General features: G+C 71.1%; 16 protein-coding genes. 10 read left to right on the top strand and 6 right to left on the bottom strand.

The features are described 5' to 3' along the window. Positions 1-612 precede the first annotated feature (612 nt). Together hpf and secA are read left to right on the top strand one after the other, a co-directional pair. Positions 613-1,296, top strand: a complete 684-nt coding sequence (gene hpf, locus D0D28_RS28025; RefSeq protein WP_094008940.1) for a ribosome hibernation-promoting factor, HPF/YfiA family — start codon at positions 613-615, stop codon at positions 1,294-1,296. 199 nt (positions 1,297-1,495) lie between these two features. Next, a complete protein-coding gene (gene secA / locus D0D28_RS28020) occupies positions 1,496-4,303 on the top strand; it encodes a preprotein translocase subunit SecA (protein ID WP_116113793.1) in 2,808 nt (935 codons plus the stop codon). A gap of 277 nt (positions 4,304-4,580) precedes the next feature. Here the strand turns inward: secA and D0D28_RS28015 are convergent, their stop codons facing one another. Next, a complete protein-coding gene (locus tag D0D28_RS28015) occupies positions 4,581-5,015 on the bottom strand; it encodes an Rv3235 family protein (protein WP_094008942.1) in 435 nt (144 codons plus the stop codon). Between the two features lie 102 nt (positions 5,016-5,117). Between D0D28_RS28015 and D0D28_RS28010 the strand changes: the two genes are divergently transcribed. Then, positions 5,118-5,498 (top strand): HAD-IA family hydrolase, encoded by a 381-nt coding sequence (locus D0D28_RS28010; RefSeq protein ID WP_116113791.1) that lies wholly within the window; start codon positions 5,118-5,120, stop codon positions 5,496-5,498. Here D0D28_RS28010 and D0D28_RS28005 read toward each other — a convergent pair. Then, a complete protein-coding gene (locus D0D28_RS28005) occupies positions 5,476-6,240 on the bottom strand; it encodes a TrmH family RNA methyltransferase (protein ID WP_116113789.1) in 765 nt (254 codons plus the stop codon). The genes D0D28_RS28010 and D0D28_RS28005 overlap by 23 nt on opposite strands. 30 nt (positions 6,241-6,270) lie before the next feature. Here D0D28_RS28005 and D0D28_RS28000 point away from each other — a divergent pair, with 30 nt between their 5' ends. The 3 genes from D0D28_RS28000 to pruA are packed head-to-tail and all read left to right on the top strand — an operon-like array spanning position 6,271 to position 9,843. Next, on the top strand, positions 6,271-7,677 hold the full coding sequence (locus D0D28_RS28000; protein WP_116113787.1) for a WS/DGAT/MGAT family O-acyltransferase: 1,407 nt from the start codon (positions 6,271-6,273) through the stop codon (positions 7,675-7,677). After that, the gene (locus D0D28_RS27995) at positions 7,674-8,174 is read left to right on the top strand and encodes a DUF6912 family protein (RefSeq protein WP_116113784.1); all 501 of its coding nucleotides are present in this window, start codon (positions 7,674-7,676) and stop codon (positions 8,172-8,174) included. Before D0D28_RS28000 ends, D0D28_RS27995 begins: the two co-directional genes overlap by 4 nt. Positions 8,175-8,214: 40 nt before the next feature. After that, complete coding sequence (gene pruA, locus D0D28_RS27990; RefSeq protein ID WP_116113782.1) at positions 8,215-9,843, top strand: L-glutamate gamma-semialdehyde dehydrogenase; 1,629 nt, start codon at positions 8,215-8,217, stop codon at positions 9,841-9,843. Positions 9,844-10,010: 167 nt separating this feature from the next. Here the strand turns inward: pruA and D0D28_RS27985 are convergent, their stop codons facing one another. The 3 genes from D0D28_RS27985 to rsgA form a co-directional block, all read right to left on the bottom strand. Continuing rightward, positions 10,011-10,832: a hypothetical protein gene (locus D0D28_RS27985; RefSeq protein ID WP_116113780.1), complete on the bottom strand. Its 822-nt coding sequence runs from the start codon at positions 10,830-10,832 to the stop codon at positions 10,011-10,013. Positions 10,833-10,913: 81 nt separating this feature from the next. Then, the gene (locus tag D0D28_RS27980) at positions 10,914-11,741 is read right to left on the bottom strand and encodes a hypothetical protein (protein ID WP_205413378.1); all 828 of its coding nucleotides are present in this window, start codon (positions 11,739-11,741) and stop codon (positions 10,914-10,916) included. 71 nt (positions 11,742-11,812) lie between these two features. Continuing rightward, positions 11,813-12,802 (bottom strand): ribosome small subunit-dependent GTPase A, encoded by a 990-nt coding sequence (rsgA, locus tag D0D28_RS27975; protein WP_116113775.1) that lies wholly within the window; start codon positions 12,800-12,802, stop codon positions 11,813-11,815. Positions 12,803-12,911: 109 nt separating this feature from the next. Here rsgA and D0D28_RS27970 point away from each other — a divergent pair, with 109 nt between their 5' ends. Next, the gene (locus tag D0D28_RS27970) at positions 12,912-13,682 is read left to right on the top strand and encodes an SOS response-associated peptidase (RefSeq protein WP_094008951.1); all 771 of its coding nucleotides are present in this window, start codon (positions 12,912-12,914) and stop codon (positions 13,680-13,682) included. Continuing rightward, on the top strand, positions 13,679-14,287 hold the full coding sequence (locus D0D28_RS27965) for an alpha/beta hydrolase family protein (protein WP_116113772.1): 609 nt from the start codon (positions 13,679-13,681) through the stop codon (positions 14,285-14,287). Before D0D28_RS27970 ends, D0D28_RS27965 begins: the two co-directional genes overlap by 4 nt. Before the next feature lie 709 nt (positions 14,288-14,996). Here D0D28_RS27965 and ybaK read toward each other — a convergent pair. After that, the gene (ybaK, locus tag D0D28_RS27960; RefSeq protein WP_094008953.1) at positions 14,997-15,473 is read right to left on the bottom strand and encodes a Cys-tRNA(Pro) deacylase; all 477 of its coding nucleotides are present in this window, start codon (positions 15,471-15,473) and stop codon (positions 14,997-14,999) included. Between the two features lie 242 nt (positions 15,474-15,715). Here ybaK and D0D28_RS27955 point away from each other — a divergent pair, with 242 nt between their 5' ends. Next, the gene (locus D0D28_RS27955) at positions 15,716-16,351 is read left to right on the top strand and encodes a sigma-70 family RNA polymerase sigma factor (RefSeq protein WP_094008968.1); all 636 of its coding nucleotides are present in this window, start codon (positions 15,716-15,718) and stop codon (positions 16,349-16,351) included. Further along, on the top strand, positions 16,348-16,668 hold the full coding sequence (rsrA, locus tag D0D28_RS27950) for a mycothiol system anti-sigma-R factor (protein ID WP_116113770.1): 321 nt from the start codon (positions 16,348-16,350) through the stop codon (positions 16,666-16,668). Before D0D28_RS27955 ends, rsrA begins: the two co-directional genes overlap by 4 nt. Positions 16,669-16,717: the final 49 nt, after the last annotated feature.

Below are 16,717 nucleotides of genomic sequence, written 5' to 3'. Positions count from 1 at the left end.
GCGGTGGCTGCGCCGTTCCGGGTTGTGAGGCGGGGGCGGTAGTCGTGGCGCCAGGCGCGGAGATGGGGTGGCCGCGCGTCGCTCACTCCTTGAACGGCGATCAGCGCCCGGCGGCCCAACCCTGCTTCACCCAGCCGGGCGCACCTCGCCGGGAACGCGGGGCCCCTGCCGGCCGTTGTCCGGACATGAGGCCCTGGAACGCCGGAGCGGCTCACGCGCAAGCGTCCGGGGGAGTGCTGCGGCCGGAACGCGGTCTCGTCACCCACGGGCCGGGACGCCGGAGAACGGCGCAATGTCAAGGTGAAAACCGGTCGCGCGGCCTGCTCCGAACGGAGCAGCAGGTCAACGCGCCTGGACGGGTTCAGACGCGCACCGTCACCACTTCCCGATCCGTGACATCCCCCGGCTCGGGGGGTTTTGTGATCCGCGTTACCGCGCTAGCGTGCTGCGCTATAGCAAGTCCCGCCGGCAGGGAGGTGAACAGCCGATGACCCTGGCGCCGACGGAAGATTGACCCCCGGTTCTGCCATCAGACCGGTCGGGCGGGAGCGGCGTCGGCGCCGATCCATCGATAGAGCTCTCGAACTCATTCCGCAATGAGGGAGGTCGTGTATGGAAATCGTCGTCAAAGGCCGTAACGTCGAGGTGCCGGATCACTACCGCACACACGTCGGTGACAAGCTCGAGCGCCTGGAGCGCTACGACAAGAAGGTCTACCGCTACGAGGTCGAGCTGTTCCACGAGCCCAACCGCAGGCAGCTGAAGAACTGCCAGCGGGTGGAGATCACCGGCCGGGGCAAGGGTCCGGTCGTCCGGGCCGAGGCCACCGCGGGTGACTTCTACGCCGCCCTCGACACCGCCCTGAACAAGCTCGAAAACCGCCTCCGCAAGATGCACGACCGCCGGCGCGTCCACTACGGCCGCCGCTGCCCGGAATCCGTCGCCGAAGCGACGTCGAACGCCATCGCGGCGGGAGCGATGCCGGCCACCGGCCGCGCGTCCACCGCAGTGCTCGAGGCGCCCGCTCCCGCGGCCGAAGAGGTCGGCACCGCCCTCCCGGAGGACATCGAGCTGCCCACCCAGCAGCGCTGGGACGACGAGGCCGAACACCTCCCCGGCCGGATCGTCCGGGAGAAGCACCACTCCGCCAAACCCATGACCATCGACCAGGCCCTCTCCGAGATGGAGCTGGTCGGACACGACTTCTACCTCTTCAACGACGTCGAAGCCGGCGTCCCGAGCGTCGTCTACCGGCGCAAGGGCTTCGCCTACGGCGTGATCCGCCTCGACCACTAGCGGCGTCCGAAAACGGCCCGCGCGCCCGGAGTGCGCGGGCCGTTTCGCGCATGTACGCACGTTGCGTGCGCCGACGCGCGCTCCTTCCCTACGATGGAGGGTGCGCACGGCCCGCACCACGGGCCGGACAGGGTGTCGGAGACGGCGCGGTCCAGGGACAGAGCCTGGGTGCGTCCCAACAGCTAGTGAGGTCGACCGGATGGTTCTCAACCGCCTGCTGCGTGCGGGCGAGGGCAAGATGATCAAGCGGCTGCGCAACATCGCCGAACACATCAACACCCTCGAAGACGAGGTGAAGGACCTCACCGACGACGAGCTGCGCGGCAAGACCGCCGAGTTCCGCGAGCGGCACGACGGCGGGGACGGCGAGTCGCTGGACGACCTGCTGCCCGAGGCGTTCGCGGTGGCCCGCGAGGCCGCCCTGCGGGTGCTCGGCCAGCGCCCCTACGACGTCCAGCTGATGGGTGGCGCGGCACTGCACCTCGGCCAGGTCGCCGAGATGAAGACCGGTGAGGGCAAGACCCTGACCTCGGTCATGCCGGTGTACCTGAACGCGATCTCCGGCAAGGGTGTCCACGTCGTCACCACCAACGACTACCTCGCCAAGCGCGACTCGGAGTGGATGGGCCGCGTGCACCGCTTCCTCGGTCTCGAGGTCGGCGCGATCCTGTCCGAGATGACGCCGGCGGAGCGCCGCAAGGCCTACCACGCCGACATCACCTACGGCACGAACAACGAGTTCGGCTTCGACTACCTGCGCGACAACATGGCGTGGAGCCTGGACGACTGCGTGCAGCGCGGCCACAACTTCGCCATCGTCGACGAGGTCGACTCGATCCTGATCGACGAGGCGCGGACGCCGCTGATCATCTCCGGCCCGGCCGAGCAGTCGGCCCGCTGGTACGTCGAGTTCGCCCGCATGGCGCCGCTGATGAAGCGCGACACGCACTACGAGGTCGACGAGCGCAAGCGGACCGTCGGTGTCACCGAGAAGGGCGTCGCCTTCATCGAGGACCAGCTCGGCATCGACAACCTGTACGAGTCGGCGAACACCCCGCTGGTCGGGTACCTGAACAACGCGCTCAAGGCCAAGGAGCTGTACAAGCGCGACAAGGACTACATCGTCCGCAACGGCGAGGTCCTCATCGTCGACGAGTTCACCGGCCGCATCCTGGCCGGCCGTCGCTACAACGAGGGCATGCACCAGGCGATCGAGGCCAAGGAAGGCGTCGAGATCAAGGCGGAGAACCAGACTCTCGCCACGATCACGCTGCAGAACTACTTCCGCCTCTACGACCGCCTCTCCGGCATGACCGGTACCGCCGAGACCGAGGCCGCGGAGTTCCACCAGACCTACAAGCTGGGTGTGGTGCCGATCCCGACCAACCGGCCGATGGTCCGCAAGGACCAGCCGGACCTGATCTACAAGACCGAAGAGGCCAAGTTCGAGGCGGTCGCCGAGGACATCGCCGAGCGGCACGCCAAGGGGCAGCCGGTGCTGGTCGGCACCACCAGCGTCGAGAAGTCCGAGTACCTGTCGAAGCTGCTGGTCAAGCTGAACGTGCCGCACGAGGTGCTGAACGCGAAGTACCACGACCGCGAGGCGCTGATCATCGCTCGCGCCGGCCGCAAGGGCGCGGTCACGGTCGCCACCAACATGGCCGGCCGCGGTACCGACATCGTGCTGGGCGGCAACCCGGACATCATCGCCGACGAGCGGCTGCGCGAGCGCGGCCTGGACCCGGTCGAGAACTCCGCCGAGTACGAGTCGCTCTGGCCGAAGGTGCTCGAGGAGGTCAAGGCCGAGGTCAAGGCCGAGGCCGAGGAGGTCCGCGAGGCCGGCGGCCTGTACGTGCTGGGCACCGAGCGGCACGAGTCCCGCCGCATCGACAACCAGCTGCGTGGCCGCTCCGGGCGTCAGGGCGACCCCGGTGAGTCGCGGTTCTACCTGTCGCTCGGCGACGAGCTGATGCGCCGGTTCAACGCGGTGATGGTCGAGCGGGTCATGACGACCATGCGGCTACCCGACGACATGCCGATCGAGCACAAGATGGTGTCGCGGGCCATCAAGAGCGCTCAGACGCAGGTCGAGCAGCAGAACATGGAGATCCGCAAGAACGTCCTCAAGTACGACGAGGTCATGAACCAGCAGCGCAAGGTGATCTACGCCGAGCGCCGCCGCGTGCTGGAGGGCGAGGACCTCTCTGAGCAGATGCAGCACATGCTGGTCGACGTGCTCACCGCCTACGTCGAGGGCGCCACGTCCGAGGGTTACGCCGAGGACTGGGACCACGAGAAGCTGTGGACCGCGCTCAAGCAGCTCTACCCGGTGTCGGTGAGCTGGGAAGAGCTGATGGAGGAGCACGAGGACCTCAGCGCCGAGGTGCTCCGGGACGCGCTGGTCGAGGACGCGAAGGCGGCCTACGCCCGGCGTGAGGCCGACATCGACGGCCGCGTCGGCGAAGGCGCGATGCGCCAGCTGGAGCGGCAGGTGCTGCTGTCGGTGATGGACCGCAAGTGGCGCGAGCACCTCTACGAGATGGACTACCTCAAGGAGGGCATCGGCCTGCGGGCCATGGCGCAGCGCGACCCGCTGATCGAGTACCAGCGCGAGGGCTTCGACATGTTCAACGCCATGCTGGACTCGCTGAAGGAGGAGGCCGTCGGCTTCCTGTTCAACCTGCAGGTCGAGGCGGCGCAGCCCCAGGAGGCGACTCCGGCCGCGGCCGCGCCGGCGGGCGCGGCGGCTGGGCGGCACGCGCAGCCGGTGCCGCCGCAGCAGACCGAGCCGGCGCGCCCCGCGGTGCCGAACGCGCTGCGCGGCAAGGGGCTCGGCAACGAGAACCCGCAGCAGGGCCTGACGTTCTCCGGCCCGGCCGAGCAGGGCGGCGTGCAGTCCCGCGGGACGGCGACGGCGTCCTCGGACGGCCAGGGCGCGGCGGGCACGCGGCGGGAGCGTCGCGCGGCGGCTCGGACGCAGGCGAAGAAGACGAAGAAGCGTCGCTGAGCTGGGTCTTTCGCGGGGGCCGGTGCCGGATGGTGCCGGCCCTTCGTGCTTGGGGTTCCGTTTCGCGGTGTGCCTCGCCCCTGCTGGGCGGGGTGGAGTCCCACGGGGCGGCGGTTCGGCAGGCGGGGAAGAAGCGCCACCGCCCGGGTGCCCACGGGCATCCGGGCGGTCTGCCAGTTGCTGCCGGCTCCACCCGGCAGCGTTGCTCACCAAGCACCGGCGGCGCCGGGAGGCCGGTCCGCGAACGAACCGGCCTCCGGCCCCGCAACCGCGCAGGTCAGCGGTGTCGCTGCGGCTGCACCACCGTGAAGAACCCGCACCGCCAGCCGGCCTCGGAGTGTTCGAACCTGGCCATCACCGCGGTGGCCCGCTGGTCCGCGTGCGCCGTTCCGCAGATCTCGACCGCGCCCGGTGCGCTTTGGCTCGCCCGCACCGAGCGCACCGTGTAGCGCGGGCCCGGCGATGGTGGCACCACCCGCAGGTGCTGGTACATCCTCGGCGTGACCACCGTCCGCAGCTGGCCCGGCGCTCGCCGCCCGGCGCGGACCTCCAGGATCGCCGTCAGGACGGTCCGCGCGTGGCGCAGTTCGAGCGGCTCGCCGGGCCGTCCGCGCATCCGGATCCGCGACGCCCCCGCCTGTCCCGGAATCACGACCGGCGGAGTCGTGCCCCTGTTCGGCTCGTACTGGAGCAGCGTCTGCAGCGTCATCATCAGTCCCCCTCAGTCGAGTCATGCCGCTCTCTAGAGCGGCAGTCCCGGGAGAACCGGACAGCCGTGGCCCGATGGTGTGATCCGGGCCGATAGTGTCGAGTCGTGCTGCGAGGACTGGTGCTCGATTACGCCGGCGTGCTGACCGATCCGGACGCCGCCGAACTGCTCGCTGCCGTCGATGTGCTGCGGGAGCGCGGTATCCGGACCGCACTACTGTCCAATGCGGATGGTGGCGCCGGTCGCGGGCACCTCGCCCGGCACTTCGACGCGTTCGTCTTCTCCGGCGAGGTCGGCATCGCCAAACCGGATCCGCGCGTCTTCCGCCTCACCGCCGAACGCCTCGGCCTCCCCACGACCGGATGCGTCATGGTCGACGACTCCCGCGCCAACGTCGACGGCGCTGCCGCGGCCGGAATGGTCGGCGTGCACCACACCTCGGTCGCCGGCACCCTCGCCGAACTCAGCGCGTTGTTCCCCGCCTGACCAGCTCGAAGCACAGCACGGCCGCGGCCGCGGACACGTTCAGCGACTCGACCTCGCCCGGCATCGGGATCGACAGCCATCCCGTCACCAGCGCGGCGACCTCGTCGCTCACCCCCGCCGTCTCCCCGCCCAGCACGAACGCCGCCCGCTCCGGCAACGACGCCTCGAACAGCGACGGACGGCCTTGTGCACCAAGTGCATACAATCCGTATCCCGCCTCGACCAGCATCGACGCGGCTTCGGCGGCCGTCGCGCAGCGAAGGACCGGCGCCCGGAACGCCACCCCCGCCGAAGCCTTCACAACCAGCGGATCCAGCGCCGCCACCCCTCGCCGCGGCACGACGATCCCGCCGAGCCCGGCCGCCGTCGCGGTGCGCAGGATCATCCCGACGTTCGCCGGGGTGGTGATGCCGTCGAGCAGCAGCACCCGGGCCGGCGCGTCGGCCAGCGCGGCGCTCAGCGGTCGCATCCGGGGCGCGACCACGTCCGCCAGCACGCCCTGGTCCTGCTTGCCGTTGCCGGCCAGCACCTTCACCCGGTGCGCGCTCGCCCGCTGCACCGGCACCCCCGCGGCCCGCGCGGCCCGCTGGATTTCCGCCGCGGCCGGGCCGCGGGCGGTGTCGGCGAGGATGACCTTGTCCACCCGCAGCTCCGGGTCGTCCAGGGCTTCCAGGACCGGTTTGCGCCCGTAGACGGTGAGGAATCGGTCTTTGGGGGAGACGGTCGTTTCACGCACGAGCACAAGTACACCAGCTTGTGTCAGGATCGCGTCATGCCCGACCGTCTTTCCGCCCTCGACGCGTCGTTCCTCTACCTGGAGGACGCCACGACGCCGATGCACGTGGGCGGGGTGGCCGTGTTCGAGCGCCCGCGGGACGGGTTCGACCACGCGCAGGTGCTGTGCCTGATCCAGCAGCGCCTCGGCTATCTGCCGCGCTACCGCCAGCGCGTGGTCAGCGTGCCCGGTCACCTCGCGCGCCCGGTCTGGGTGGACGACGTCGACTTCGACCTCAACTACCACGTCCGCCGCTCCGCGCTGCCCGCCCCGGGCACCGACGACCAGCTGTACGACCTGGTCGCCCGCCTGATGGCGCGCACGATGGACCACGAGCGCCCGCTGTGGGAGGCCTACTTCGTCGAGGGCCTCGAAGGCGACCGGATCGCGCTGGTCACCAAGACCCACGAGTCCGTCGTGGACGGCAGCGGCACCGTCGAGCTGGGACAGCTGATCCTCGACACCACGCCGCAGGCGTGCGAGCCGTTCGAGGACACCTGGGTGCCGCGGCGCCCGCCCAGCGCCACCCAGCTGGTGCTCGACGCGGTCAGCGAGACGGTCCGTCGTCCGGGTGAACTCGTCGAGAACGTGCGCGACGTGGTGAGCGACCTGACCGCGACCGCCGACAAGGTCACCGACGCCGTGGGCGGGGTCGCCGCCAAGATGCACCGCGTCCTGCAGCCGGCGCCGTCCGGGCCGCTCAACCGGCACGTCTCCGGCGGGCGGGTGTTCGCTGTGGTCCGCACGCGCCTGGAGGACTACCGCAAGGTCCGCGCCGAGCACGGCGTCACGGTCAACGACATCGTCCTGGCCGTCGTCACCGGCGCGCTGCGCGAGTGGCTGCTTTCCCGCGGCGAGGGCGTGTCGGAGGCCACCACCGTGCGCGCGCTGGTGCCGCTGGCCGTGCTCGAACCGGACACCGTCGAATTCTCCCCGGCCGGCCTGGTCAACAACCAGGTCGAGCCGTACCTGGTGGACCTGCCGGTCGGCGAGCCCAACCCGGTCCTGCGGCTGCAGCACATCAGCCACACGCTGCGCGCGCACGCCGACTCCGGCCGCTCGGTCGCCGCGCGCGCCATGCTCAAGGTGGGCGGGTTCGCCCCGGCGACCATGCACGCACTGGCCGCGCGCGCGGCCGGGGCGTTCTCCGGGCGGATCTTCAACCTGCTGGTCATCAACTCGCCGGGGCCGCAGGTACCGTTGTACGCCGGGCAGGCGAGGATGACCGAGATGTTCCCGGTGATCCCGCTGGCGCGCAACCAGGCGCTGGCCATCGGGGTCACGTCCTACCACGGCGGCGTCTACTTCGGACTGAACGGTGACCGCAAGGCGCTGTCCGATGTGGACGTCCTCGCGGGCATGATCGAGGATTCGCTGGAAGAGCTGAAGGGTGCGAGCTGGTGAGGGTCTACCTTCCGGGCACGATCGGAATGCTGCGCAGGCTGGTGGCGGACGGCAGGCTGCAGCCGCCCGGCGGGACGGGGTTCGCCCTCACCCCGGCGCTGCGCGAGTCCTACCTCAGCGGGGACACCGAGGAGCTGGAGTACGTCGCGCTGCTGGACGCGGCGATCGCGTCGCTGCGGCTGATCGGCGCCGCGGAGGATGACGCCAAGGAGCTGCCGCGCCGGGTGGTGATCTCGGTCGACGTCGACAACGCGACCCCGCGCCCGGACCTGGACGCGCCGGTGGTGAAGCTGTCCGGGCCGATCAGCTACGAGGACGTGGCCGCCGTGCACGTCGACGCGGAGGAGGCCGAAGAGGCGGTGCGAGCGGCCGCCCGGGTCATCGACGCGGCCGACCTCGGCGACCCGGACGCGGAGTTCGTCCTGGGCGAGGCCGAGGACCACGAACTGGCCTGGTACGCGCCTCAGGAGCTGCCGTTCCTCCTCGACCTGCTCTAGCGTTGGGGGCAGGCCAAAAGCCCCGTCACAGGAGGTAGGCATGGACGCCATCACGAACGTGCCCGTTCCGGTCAACGAGCCCGTCCGGACCTACGCGCCGGGCAGTCCCGAGCGGGAATCCCTGCAACGCCGGATCGCCGAGCTGGAGGGCGACAAGCACGAGCTGCCGCAGACGATCGGCGGCAGGCGTCGGATGGCCGGCGGCGACACCTTCGACGTCGTCCAGCCGCACGACCACGCGCACGTCCTGGGCACGTCGGCGCAGGCCACGCCCGAAGACGTCGCGGACGCGGTGGCCGCCGCGAAGGAGGCCGCCCCGGCCTGGCGGGAGATGCCGTTCGACGAGCGCGCCGCGGTGTTCCTGCGCGCCGCGGACCTGATGGCGGGCCGGTACCGCGACACGCTCAACGCGGCGACGATCCTCGGCCAGTCGAAGTCGGTGCAGCAGGCCGAGATCGACGCCGCCTGCGAGCTGATCGACTTCCTGCGGTTCAACGTGCACTACGCGCGGCGGATCCTCGCCGAGCAGCCGAACTCGGTGCCGGGCGCGTGGAACCGGATGGACTACCGGCCGCTGGACGGGTTCGTCGTGGCGATCACCCCGTTCAACTTCACCGCGATCGCCGGGAACCTGCCCAGCGCGCCCGCGCTGATGGGCAACACGGTCGTGTGGAAGCCGACGCCGACCCAGCAGCTGGCCGCGCACTACACGATGCAGGTGTTCGAGGAGGCCGGCCTGCCGCCGGGCGTGATCAACCTGGTCACCGGCGACGGGCACGCGGTCAGCGAGGTGGCGCTGGCCGATCCCGGGTTCGCGGGCCTGCACTTCACCGGTTCGACGGCGACGTTCAAGTTCCTGTGGCGGCGGATCGCGGAGAACCTCGACTCCTACGCGAGCTACCCGCGGATCGTCGGCGAGACCGGCGGCAAGGACTTCGTCGTCGCGCACGCCTCGGCGAACCGGGAGAAGCTGCTGGCCGGGCTCGTGCGGGGCGCGTTCGAGTACCAGGGGCAGAAGTGCTCGGCCGCCTCGCGCGCCTACGTTCCGCGGTCGCTGTGGGAGAGCGGGCTGCGGGACGAGCTGGCCGACCTGACGCGGACCGTGAAGTACGGCGACGTCACGGACCTGTCGGTGTTCGGCGGGGCGGTGATCGACGCGCGGGCGTTCGCGAAGCACCGGAAGCTGCTGGACAGCGTGGACGGGGACAACGACCTCCACGTGCTGGTCGGCGGCCACTGCGATGACTCGATCGGGTACTTCGTCGAGCCGACCGTGCTGGTGTCGGCCGATCCGGCGCACACCGCGTTCGCGACGGAGTACTTCGGGCCGATCCTGGCGGTGCACGTCTACGACGACGCGTCCTACGGCGAGATCCTGGAGCTGGTCGACCGGACCTCGCCGTACGCCCTGACCGGCGCCGTGTTCGCCGACGACCGGGCGGCGGTGCAGCAGGCGCACCAGACGCTGCGGTTCGCGGCGGGCAACTTCTACGTCAACGACAAACCGACCGGGTCGATCGTGAGCCAGCAGCCCTTCGGCGGCTCCCGCGGCTCGGGCACGAACGACAAGGCGGGGTCGATGTTCAACCTGCTGCGCTGGACGAGCCCGCGGTCGATCAAGGAGACGTTCGACGCCCCCACGGCGATCGGCTATCCGCACATGGGTTAGCCGTCCGGCCCGGTCGCGGCGCGCGCCAGCGCCCGCGTCGCCGGACGCGGCGGGGCCTGCCTCGGACGTCGTGCCGCAGGCTCTCGGGCCGCCACCAGCGCCGATGACCAGAACCGAAACGGCGCGGTCCCGGGAAACCGGAACCGCGCCGTGACTACCGGTCGGTGTCAGCCGCCGATCTTGAACTCGCCCACCTGGTCGGCGGGCGGCGCCTCCACGGTGACCGGGGTGCCCCAGTCGCTGTACTTCATCGTGATCGACGCCTGCTGCGCGTCCGCCGGTGCGCCGACGGCCTTCATCACCGGGCTGAGGTCCTGCGTGACCTGCACCGGCAGCTGGTCGCCGTTGAGCCACAGCTCCACCGGGTACGTGACGTTCATCGACTTCAGCTGCGCCAGCGTCTCCGCGGGCAGACCGGACGCGGCCAGCTCGTCGGCGGCCTTCGCGACCTCGATCGTCACCCAGTAGTGGCTGACCTGCTGCCCGTCGAGCGTGGTCTGCTCGCTGCGGTCGATCCGGCCCGCCTTCTGGATCTGCTCCAGCGTCTTGGACGGGTCGTTCGACTCGGCCTGTTCGAGGCTCGCGCCGAGCGCCTTCGCCGCCTCGCTGCCCGCCGGGAACGTCGCCCACGGCTTGCCACCGGTCGCGGCCTGGGCCTCCTCCGGCAGCTTCAGGTACATCACCTTGTCGACGACGCGCATCTCCTGCATCTGCCCGCCGACGGTCATGGTCACGGCCATCGCGCTGTCCCCGTCGGTGAAGCGGCCCTCACCCGAACCGGTCATCTGCTGACCGGCGATCGAGCCGGAAATGGTGAACTTCGCCGACTGGGCCTGCCCCGTCTTCGCCGACGCCGCCCGGACCAGTTCCTGCACATCGCCGAACAGCGCCGGCCCGGCGTTCCCGCCGCCGGAGCCGGACTGCCCACCACACGCGGTCAGCCCGAGCACCAGCGCCAGGAGGCCGGAGACCAGAGCGGTCTTCTTCATTCGGAAATCCCCTTGATCGGTCCACCCACCCTCGGGTGGCTAACCGGGATATGTCCGAACGGGTCTCCCGCGTTACGCCGTTCAGCCCACCGTCTTCAGATCGCCGACCTGATCCACGGGCGGGGCCGTGACGTTCACCGGCGCGCCCCAGTCGCGGTACTTCATCGTCATCGTGGCGTGCTGCGCCTCGGCGGGCGCGCCCGCCGCCTGCATCAGCGGCGTCAGGTCCTGCGTCACCTGCACCGGCAGCTGGTCGGCGTTGAGCCACACCTCCATCGGGAGGACGGCGCCGGAGTTCTTCAGCTTGTCCAGCACCTCCGGCGGCAGCTCGCCCATCTTGAGCGAGCCGGTGGCCTTCGCGACGTCGATGTTCACCCAGTAGTGGCTGACCTGCTGCCCGTCGAGCGTGGTCTGCTCGCTGCGGGTGATCGTGCCGGCCTGCTGGATCTGCTCCAGCATCTGCGTCGGGTCACCCTGCGCGGCCTGGTCCATGCTCGCGCCGATGGCCTTGCCCGCCTCGCTGTCCTCCGGGATCTTCGCCCACGGCTTGCCGCCCTCGACCGCCTGCGCCGCCTGCTCCGGCGGCAGCTTCAGGTAGAGGACCTTGTCCACGACCCGCATTTCCTGGCTCTGCCCCGCGGCGTTCATCGTCATGGTCATCGCGGGCGAGGGCCCGGTGAACCGGCCTTCCCCGCTGGCGTCCAGCCGCTGGCCGGCCACCGTGCCGGTGAGCGTGAACTTCGCCGTCTGCACCTGGTCGGCCTTGCCGGAGGAGGCCAGCACCAGTTCCTGGGCGGTGCCGAACAGCTTGGGCGGCTCGTTCGCCTGCCCCGAATCGGTGGTGGAACCACAGGCGGTGGTGCCGGCGACCAGCGCCAGCGCACCCGCCAGAAGAGCGATTTTGCGCATGACAAGAATCCCTCAGTCGAATGTCCCCCAAGTGGGTTGTCATCGACCTGAATGCGCAGAACGGGCGGAAATCAAACCTCCATGCCGGCCCGGGAGGCCAGCAGGCGGCGCAGCGACGGCAGGCGGCGCTTGTCCTCGACCTCGTCGAGCATGCAGCCCTGGTCCTCCGGCGGGCCCAGGTGCCCGCAGCCCGGCGGGCACTCCTCGGCCGCCTCGGCGAACTCGTCGAAGGAGGCCACGATGTCGTTCGCGGTGACGTGGGCCAGGCCGAACGACCGCACGCCCGGCGTGTCGATCACCCAGCCGCCGTCGGGCAGCGGCAGCGCGACGGCCGCCACGGAGGTGTGCCGTCCCTTGCCGATCGCGCTGACCTCGCCGACGGCCAGCTCGGCGTCCGGCACCAGCCGGTTCACCAGTGTCGACTTGCCGACCCCGGAGTGGCCGACGAGCGCGGACACCCGGCCGCGCACCGTGGCGGCCAGCGGCAGCGAATCCTCGTCGAAGCGGGTCACCACCGCGGGCACGTCCAGCTCGGCGTAGCGGGACAGCAGCTCGTCCGGGCTCGCCAGGTCGGCCTTGGTCAGGCACAGGACCGGTTGGAGGCCACCGGCGTAGCAGGCCACCAGGCAGCGGTCGATGAACCCGGACCGCGGCGGCGGATCGGCCAGCGCGGTGACGATGAGCAGCTGCTCGGCGTTGGCGACGACGACGCGCTCGAACGGGTCGGTGTCGTCGGCCGTGCGGCGCAGCAGGCTGGTGCGCTCGTCGACCCGGACGATGCGGGCCAGCGTGCCGGGCTCGCCGCTGGTGTCGCCGACCAGGCCGACCTGGTCGCCCACGACGACCGGGGTCCGGCCCAGCTCGCGGGCGCGCATGGCGGTGACCAGACGGCCGGGGTCGCTGTCGATCGCGCAAGTCCAGCGGCCGCGGTCCACCGCGATCACCATCGCCTGGGTGGCGTCGGCGTGGGTCGGGCGGCGCTTGCTGCGCGGGCGCGAACCCTTTCCCGGGCGCACGCGGACGTCGCTTTCGTCCAGATCGCGCCAGTCCCTGCGTGCCAAGCCCCGTGCCCTCCTTCCGAGCACAGATGATCCCCCATTCCGCTCGCCAGTGGCGCGCCACCCGTGTCACGATGGGTTTTCAGGAGCCGGTTCGAAGGAGTTGGGCGACATGTGCGGCCGCTACGCGGCGAAGAAGAACCCGGCCGACCTGGCCCAGGAGTTCGACGCCGTGGACGAGACCGACGGCAAGGCCCGCGAGGCCGACTACAACGTCGCGCCGACCAAGAACGTGGTCACCGTGGTGCAGCGGCACCCGCGCGACGCCGACGGCCAGGTCCTGGAGGACGAGCCCGCCGTGCGCAGCCTGCGCGTCATGCGCTGGGGGCTGGTGCCGTTCTGGGCCAAGGACGTCTCCGTCGGCAACCGGATGATCAACACCCGCGCCGAGACGGCCGCCGAGAAGCCGGCCTTCAAGAAGTCGCTGGCCCGGCGGCGCTGCCTGGTGCCCGCCGACGGCTGGTACGAGTGGCGGCGCACGGGCAAGCAGAAGGAACCGTTCTTCATGACCCGGCCGGACGGCCACTCGCTGTCCTTCGCCGGGATCTGGGACACCTGGCGCGACCCGAAGGATCCCGACGCGCCGCAGCTGATCACGTTCTCGATCATCACGACCGACGCGGCCGGGCGGCTGACCGACGTGCACGACCGGATGCCGCTGGTCATCCACGAGCGGAACTGGGCGGACTGGCTCGACCCGGACCGCACCGAGGTCGACGAGCTGCTGGCCCCGCCGATGGACCTGATGGAGACCATCGAGCTGCGGCCGGTGTCCGACCGCGTCAACAACGTGCGCAACAACGGCCCCGAGCTGATCGAGCGGGCCGAGCCGGCGACCGATCTGGACGCCACGGAAGCCCTGTTCGACCTGCCGAAGCCATGACCCGCATCGAGATCCCGACACCGCACGGCCCGGCCAGGGCGGAGCTGCACTGCGCGCCGGACGGGGAGGCGGTGCTGATGCTCGGCCACGGCGCCGGGGGCGGGATCGAGGCGAAGGACCTGGTGGCGGCCACGCGCGCGGGACAGGCGGCCGGGGTGCACGTCGCGCTGGTCGAGCAGCCCTACCGGGTGGCGGGCCGCCGGGCGCCCGCGCCGGCCAAGCAGCTGGACGCGGCGTGGCTCGCGGTGGCCGAGGAGCTGTGCGACCGGTTCGACAACCTGCCGATGGTGTTCGGCGGCCGCTCGTCGGGGGCGCGGGTGGCGTGCCGGACGGCGGCGGCCGGGCCGGTGGTGGCGGTGCTGTGCCTGGCGTTCCCCGAGCACCCGCCGGGCAAGCCGGAGAAGAGCAGGCAGGCCGAACTGGACGCCGTGGAGGTGCCGACGCTGGTCGTCCAGGGCGAGACGGACGCGTTCGGCTGCCCGAAGCCGGGGCCGCACCACGAGGTGGTCGTGGTGCGCGGGACGCACGCCCTGGACGCCGACCTGGAGTCGGTGTACCGCACGGTGCACGAGTGGCTGGCGAAGGTGCTGCGGCCGCTGACCTGAGGTGGCTGCGTGGGTGCCGCGTGCTCCCCTGACGGCGACTGGATAGCTGCTGGGCGGCGCGTGGCGGTGATGAGGCGCTGCCGTTGCCGGTCGAGTGAGGCAGCCCCGTGGGGACGTTGGCGGGGCGTTGCTGGCCGGTGTGGGCTGAGGCCGCTCCGGTGGCGCGGTGGTGGCGAGGCAATGCGGGTTGCCCGCGGGGTAGCCACGGGGTGGCGCGTGGCGGTGGCAGGCGCTGCCGTTGCCCACGGGCGGCGGAGTGAGGCCGCCCCCACGGGCGGCGTGTGGCTGTTGTGAGGCGTTGCGGTGGCAGGGTGAGGCCGCCCCGGCGGCGCGGCGGTTGTGAGGCATTGCGGCTGCCAGCGCGAGGGGTGGGGTGGGGTCGCCCGCACAGGGCGGCGTGTGGCCGTGTTGTGCGGCGCCGCAGTTGCCGGCGCGAGTGGCGCGGCGAGGCCGCCCCGGTGGCGCGGCGATGCCAGGCATTGCGGCTGCCGGCGCGGGCGGTGGGGTGAGGCCGCCCCTGCGGGCGGCGCGTGGCCAACGGTGGTGAGGCGCTGTGGTTGCCGATGGCAGGGCGTGGCCGTCCCGCGGGGCGGCGGTCGGTTCCGCGGTTGCTCACCCCGAGTGGGTCGTTGCCGTGCGCGTTGCGGAGGCGCGCCACGGAGCGTGCACCCCTCGCCTCGGTGCCCCGGAGCTGTCGTCGGCCGTGTGGTCAGGCCCGGATCGGCGCCACCGTGGCCGACGTCAGGCGCACCAGGTCCGCCGGCGCGAGTTCCACTTCCAGCCCGCGCCGCCCGGCCGAGCAGTAGATCGTCTCGAACTTCTCCGCCGACGCGTCGATCACCACCGGCAGCCGCGAGCGCTGGCCCAGCGGCGAGATCCCACCCAGGACGTAACCGGTCGCGCGCTGGGCGGCCGCCGCCTCGGCCATCTTCGCTCGCTTGCCGCCGACCGCCGCCGCCAGTGCCTTCAGGTCCAGCTGCCCGGTGACCGGCACCACGCCCACCGTCAGCTTTCCGTCCACATCGGCCACGAGCGTCTTGAACACGCGGTCGGGCTCGAGCCCCAGCGCCTCGGCCGCTTCCAGACCGTAGGACTCGTGCTTCGGATCGTGGTCGTAGGCGTGCAGCTGGTGCGCGACCTTCTGCTTCGCGAGCAGGGCGGTCGCCGGCGTTCCCTTCCCGGCCATGGCGTGCACGGTAACCGGGAGGCGCAAGTCCTTTTCCCGCGGCGGGGAATGTGCCCGGATCGTGCGGTGTTGTGAGGGACGTGCCGTCAAAGCTTGCTGATCGACGAGCCCGTGTGGAGGCCGTCACCCCGCTGGCCGGTGTACCCGGCCCGGCGAAGCCCGTCCGCGTATCCTCGAAGCTGTCGTATGCGTACCCGGCCACGGGTGCGGACCGCTTCGACGCGGATGGGAAAGGGAACGGTTTGCCGAGCACGCAGAACCCCGCGGTGCCCGAATCCGGCTCCGAGCAGGAGCCGGCCGAAGAGCGCGCCGAGCGCTTCGAGCGCGACGCGATGCCGCTGCTGGATCAGCTGTACTCGGCCGCTCTGCGCATGACGAGGAACCCGGCGGACGCCGAGGACCTCGTGCAGGAGACCTACCTCAAGGCCTACGGCGCGTTCGCCTCCTTCAAGGAGGGCACGAACCTCAAGGCCTGGATGTACCGGATCCTCACCAACACCTACATCAACGGGTACCGGAAGCGTCAGCGTCAGCCGGTGCAGCAGCCCACCGAGGAGATCACCGACTGGCAGATCGCCCAGGCGGAGAGCCACACCTCGAGCGGTCTGCGGTCGGCCGAGGTCGAGGCGATGGACCGGCTGCCCGACAGCGACGTCAAGGACGCGCTGCAGCAGTTGCCGGAGGAGTTCCGGCTCGCCGTGTACCTCGCCGACGTCGAGGGCTTCGCCTACAAGGAAATCGCCGAGATCATGGACACGCCGATCGGGACCGTGATGTCCCGCCTGCACCGTGGCCGCGCCCAGCTGCGCAACCTGCTCGCCGACGTCGCGCGCGAGCGCGGCTTCATCCGGGGCGCGAAGCAGGAGGTAGCGCGATGACCACCGGTCGTGAGCCGCACAAGGACGACGTCCGCTGTTCCGAGGCGCTCGCCGAGATCTTCCTGTTGCTGGATCGCGAGTGCAGTCCGGAACGGGACGCGCAGCTGCGCAAGCACATCGAGGACTGCCCGCCGTGCCTCGAGGAGTACGGCATCGACGAGCAGCTCAAGCAGCTGTTGCACCGCAAGTGCGGAGGCGACATCGCCCCCGACGAGTTCAAGCAGAAGCTGCGCGCGTCGATCTACCAGACGGTCCAGCGGCACGGCGACGTGACGATCGAGCGGACCGAGGTCCGGCTGGAGCAGAACGCGGAGTAGACCCGAAGACGACGAAGGCCCCGGCGCGCCGCGCCGGGGCCTTTGTTCG

The sequence above is a fragment of the Amycolatopsis ruanii genome (assembly GCF_003385175.1).
Classification (GTDB): domain Bacteria; phylum Actinomycetota; class Actinomycetes; order Mycobacteriales; family Pseudonocardiaceae; genus Amycolatopsis_E; species Amycolatopsis_E thermalba.
Note: the sequence above shows the minus strand (reverse complement) of the source record. Positions and strands in the feature narration are given on the sequence as shown.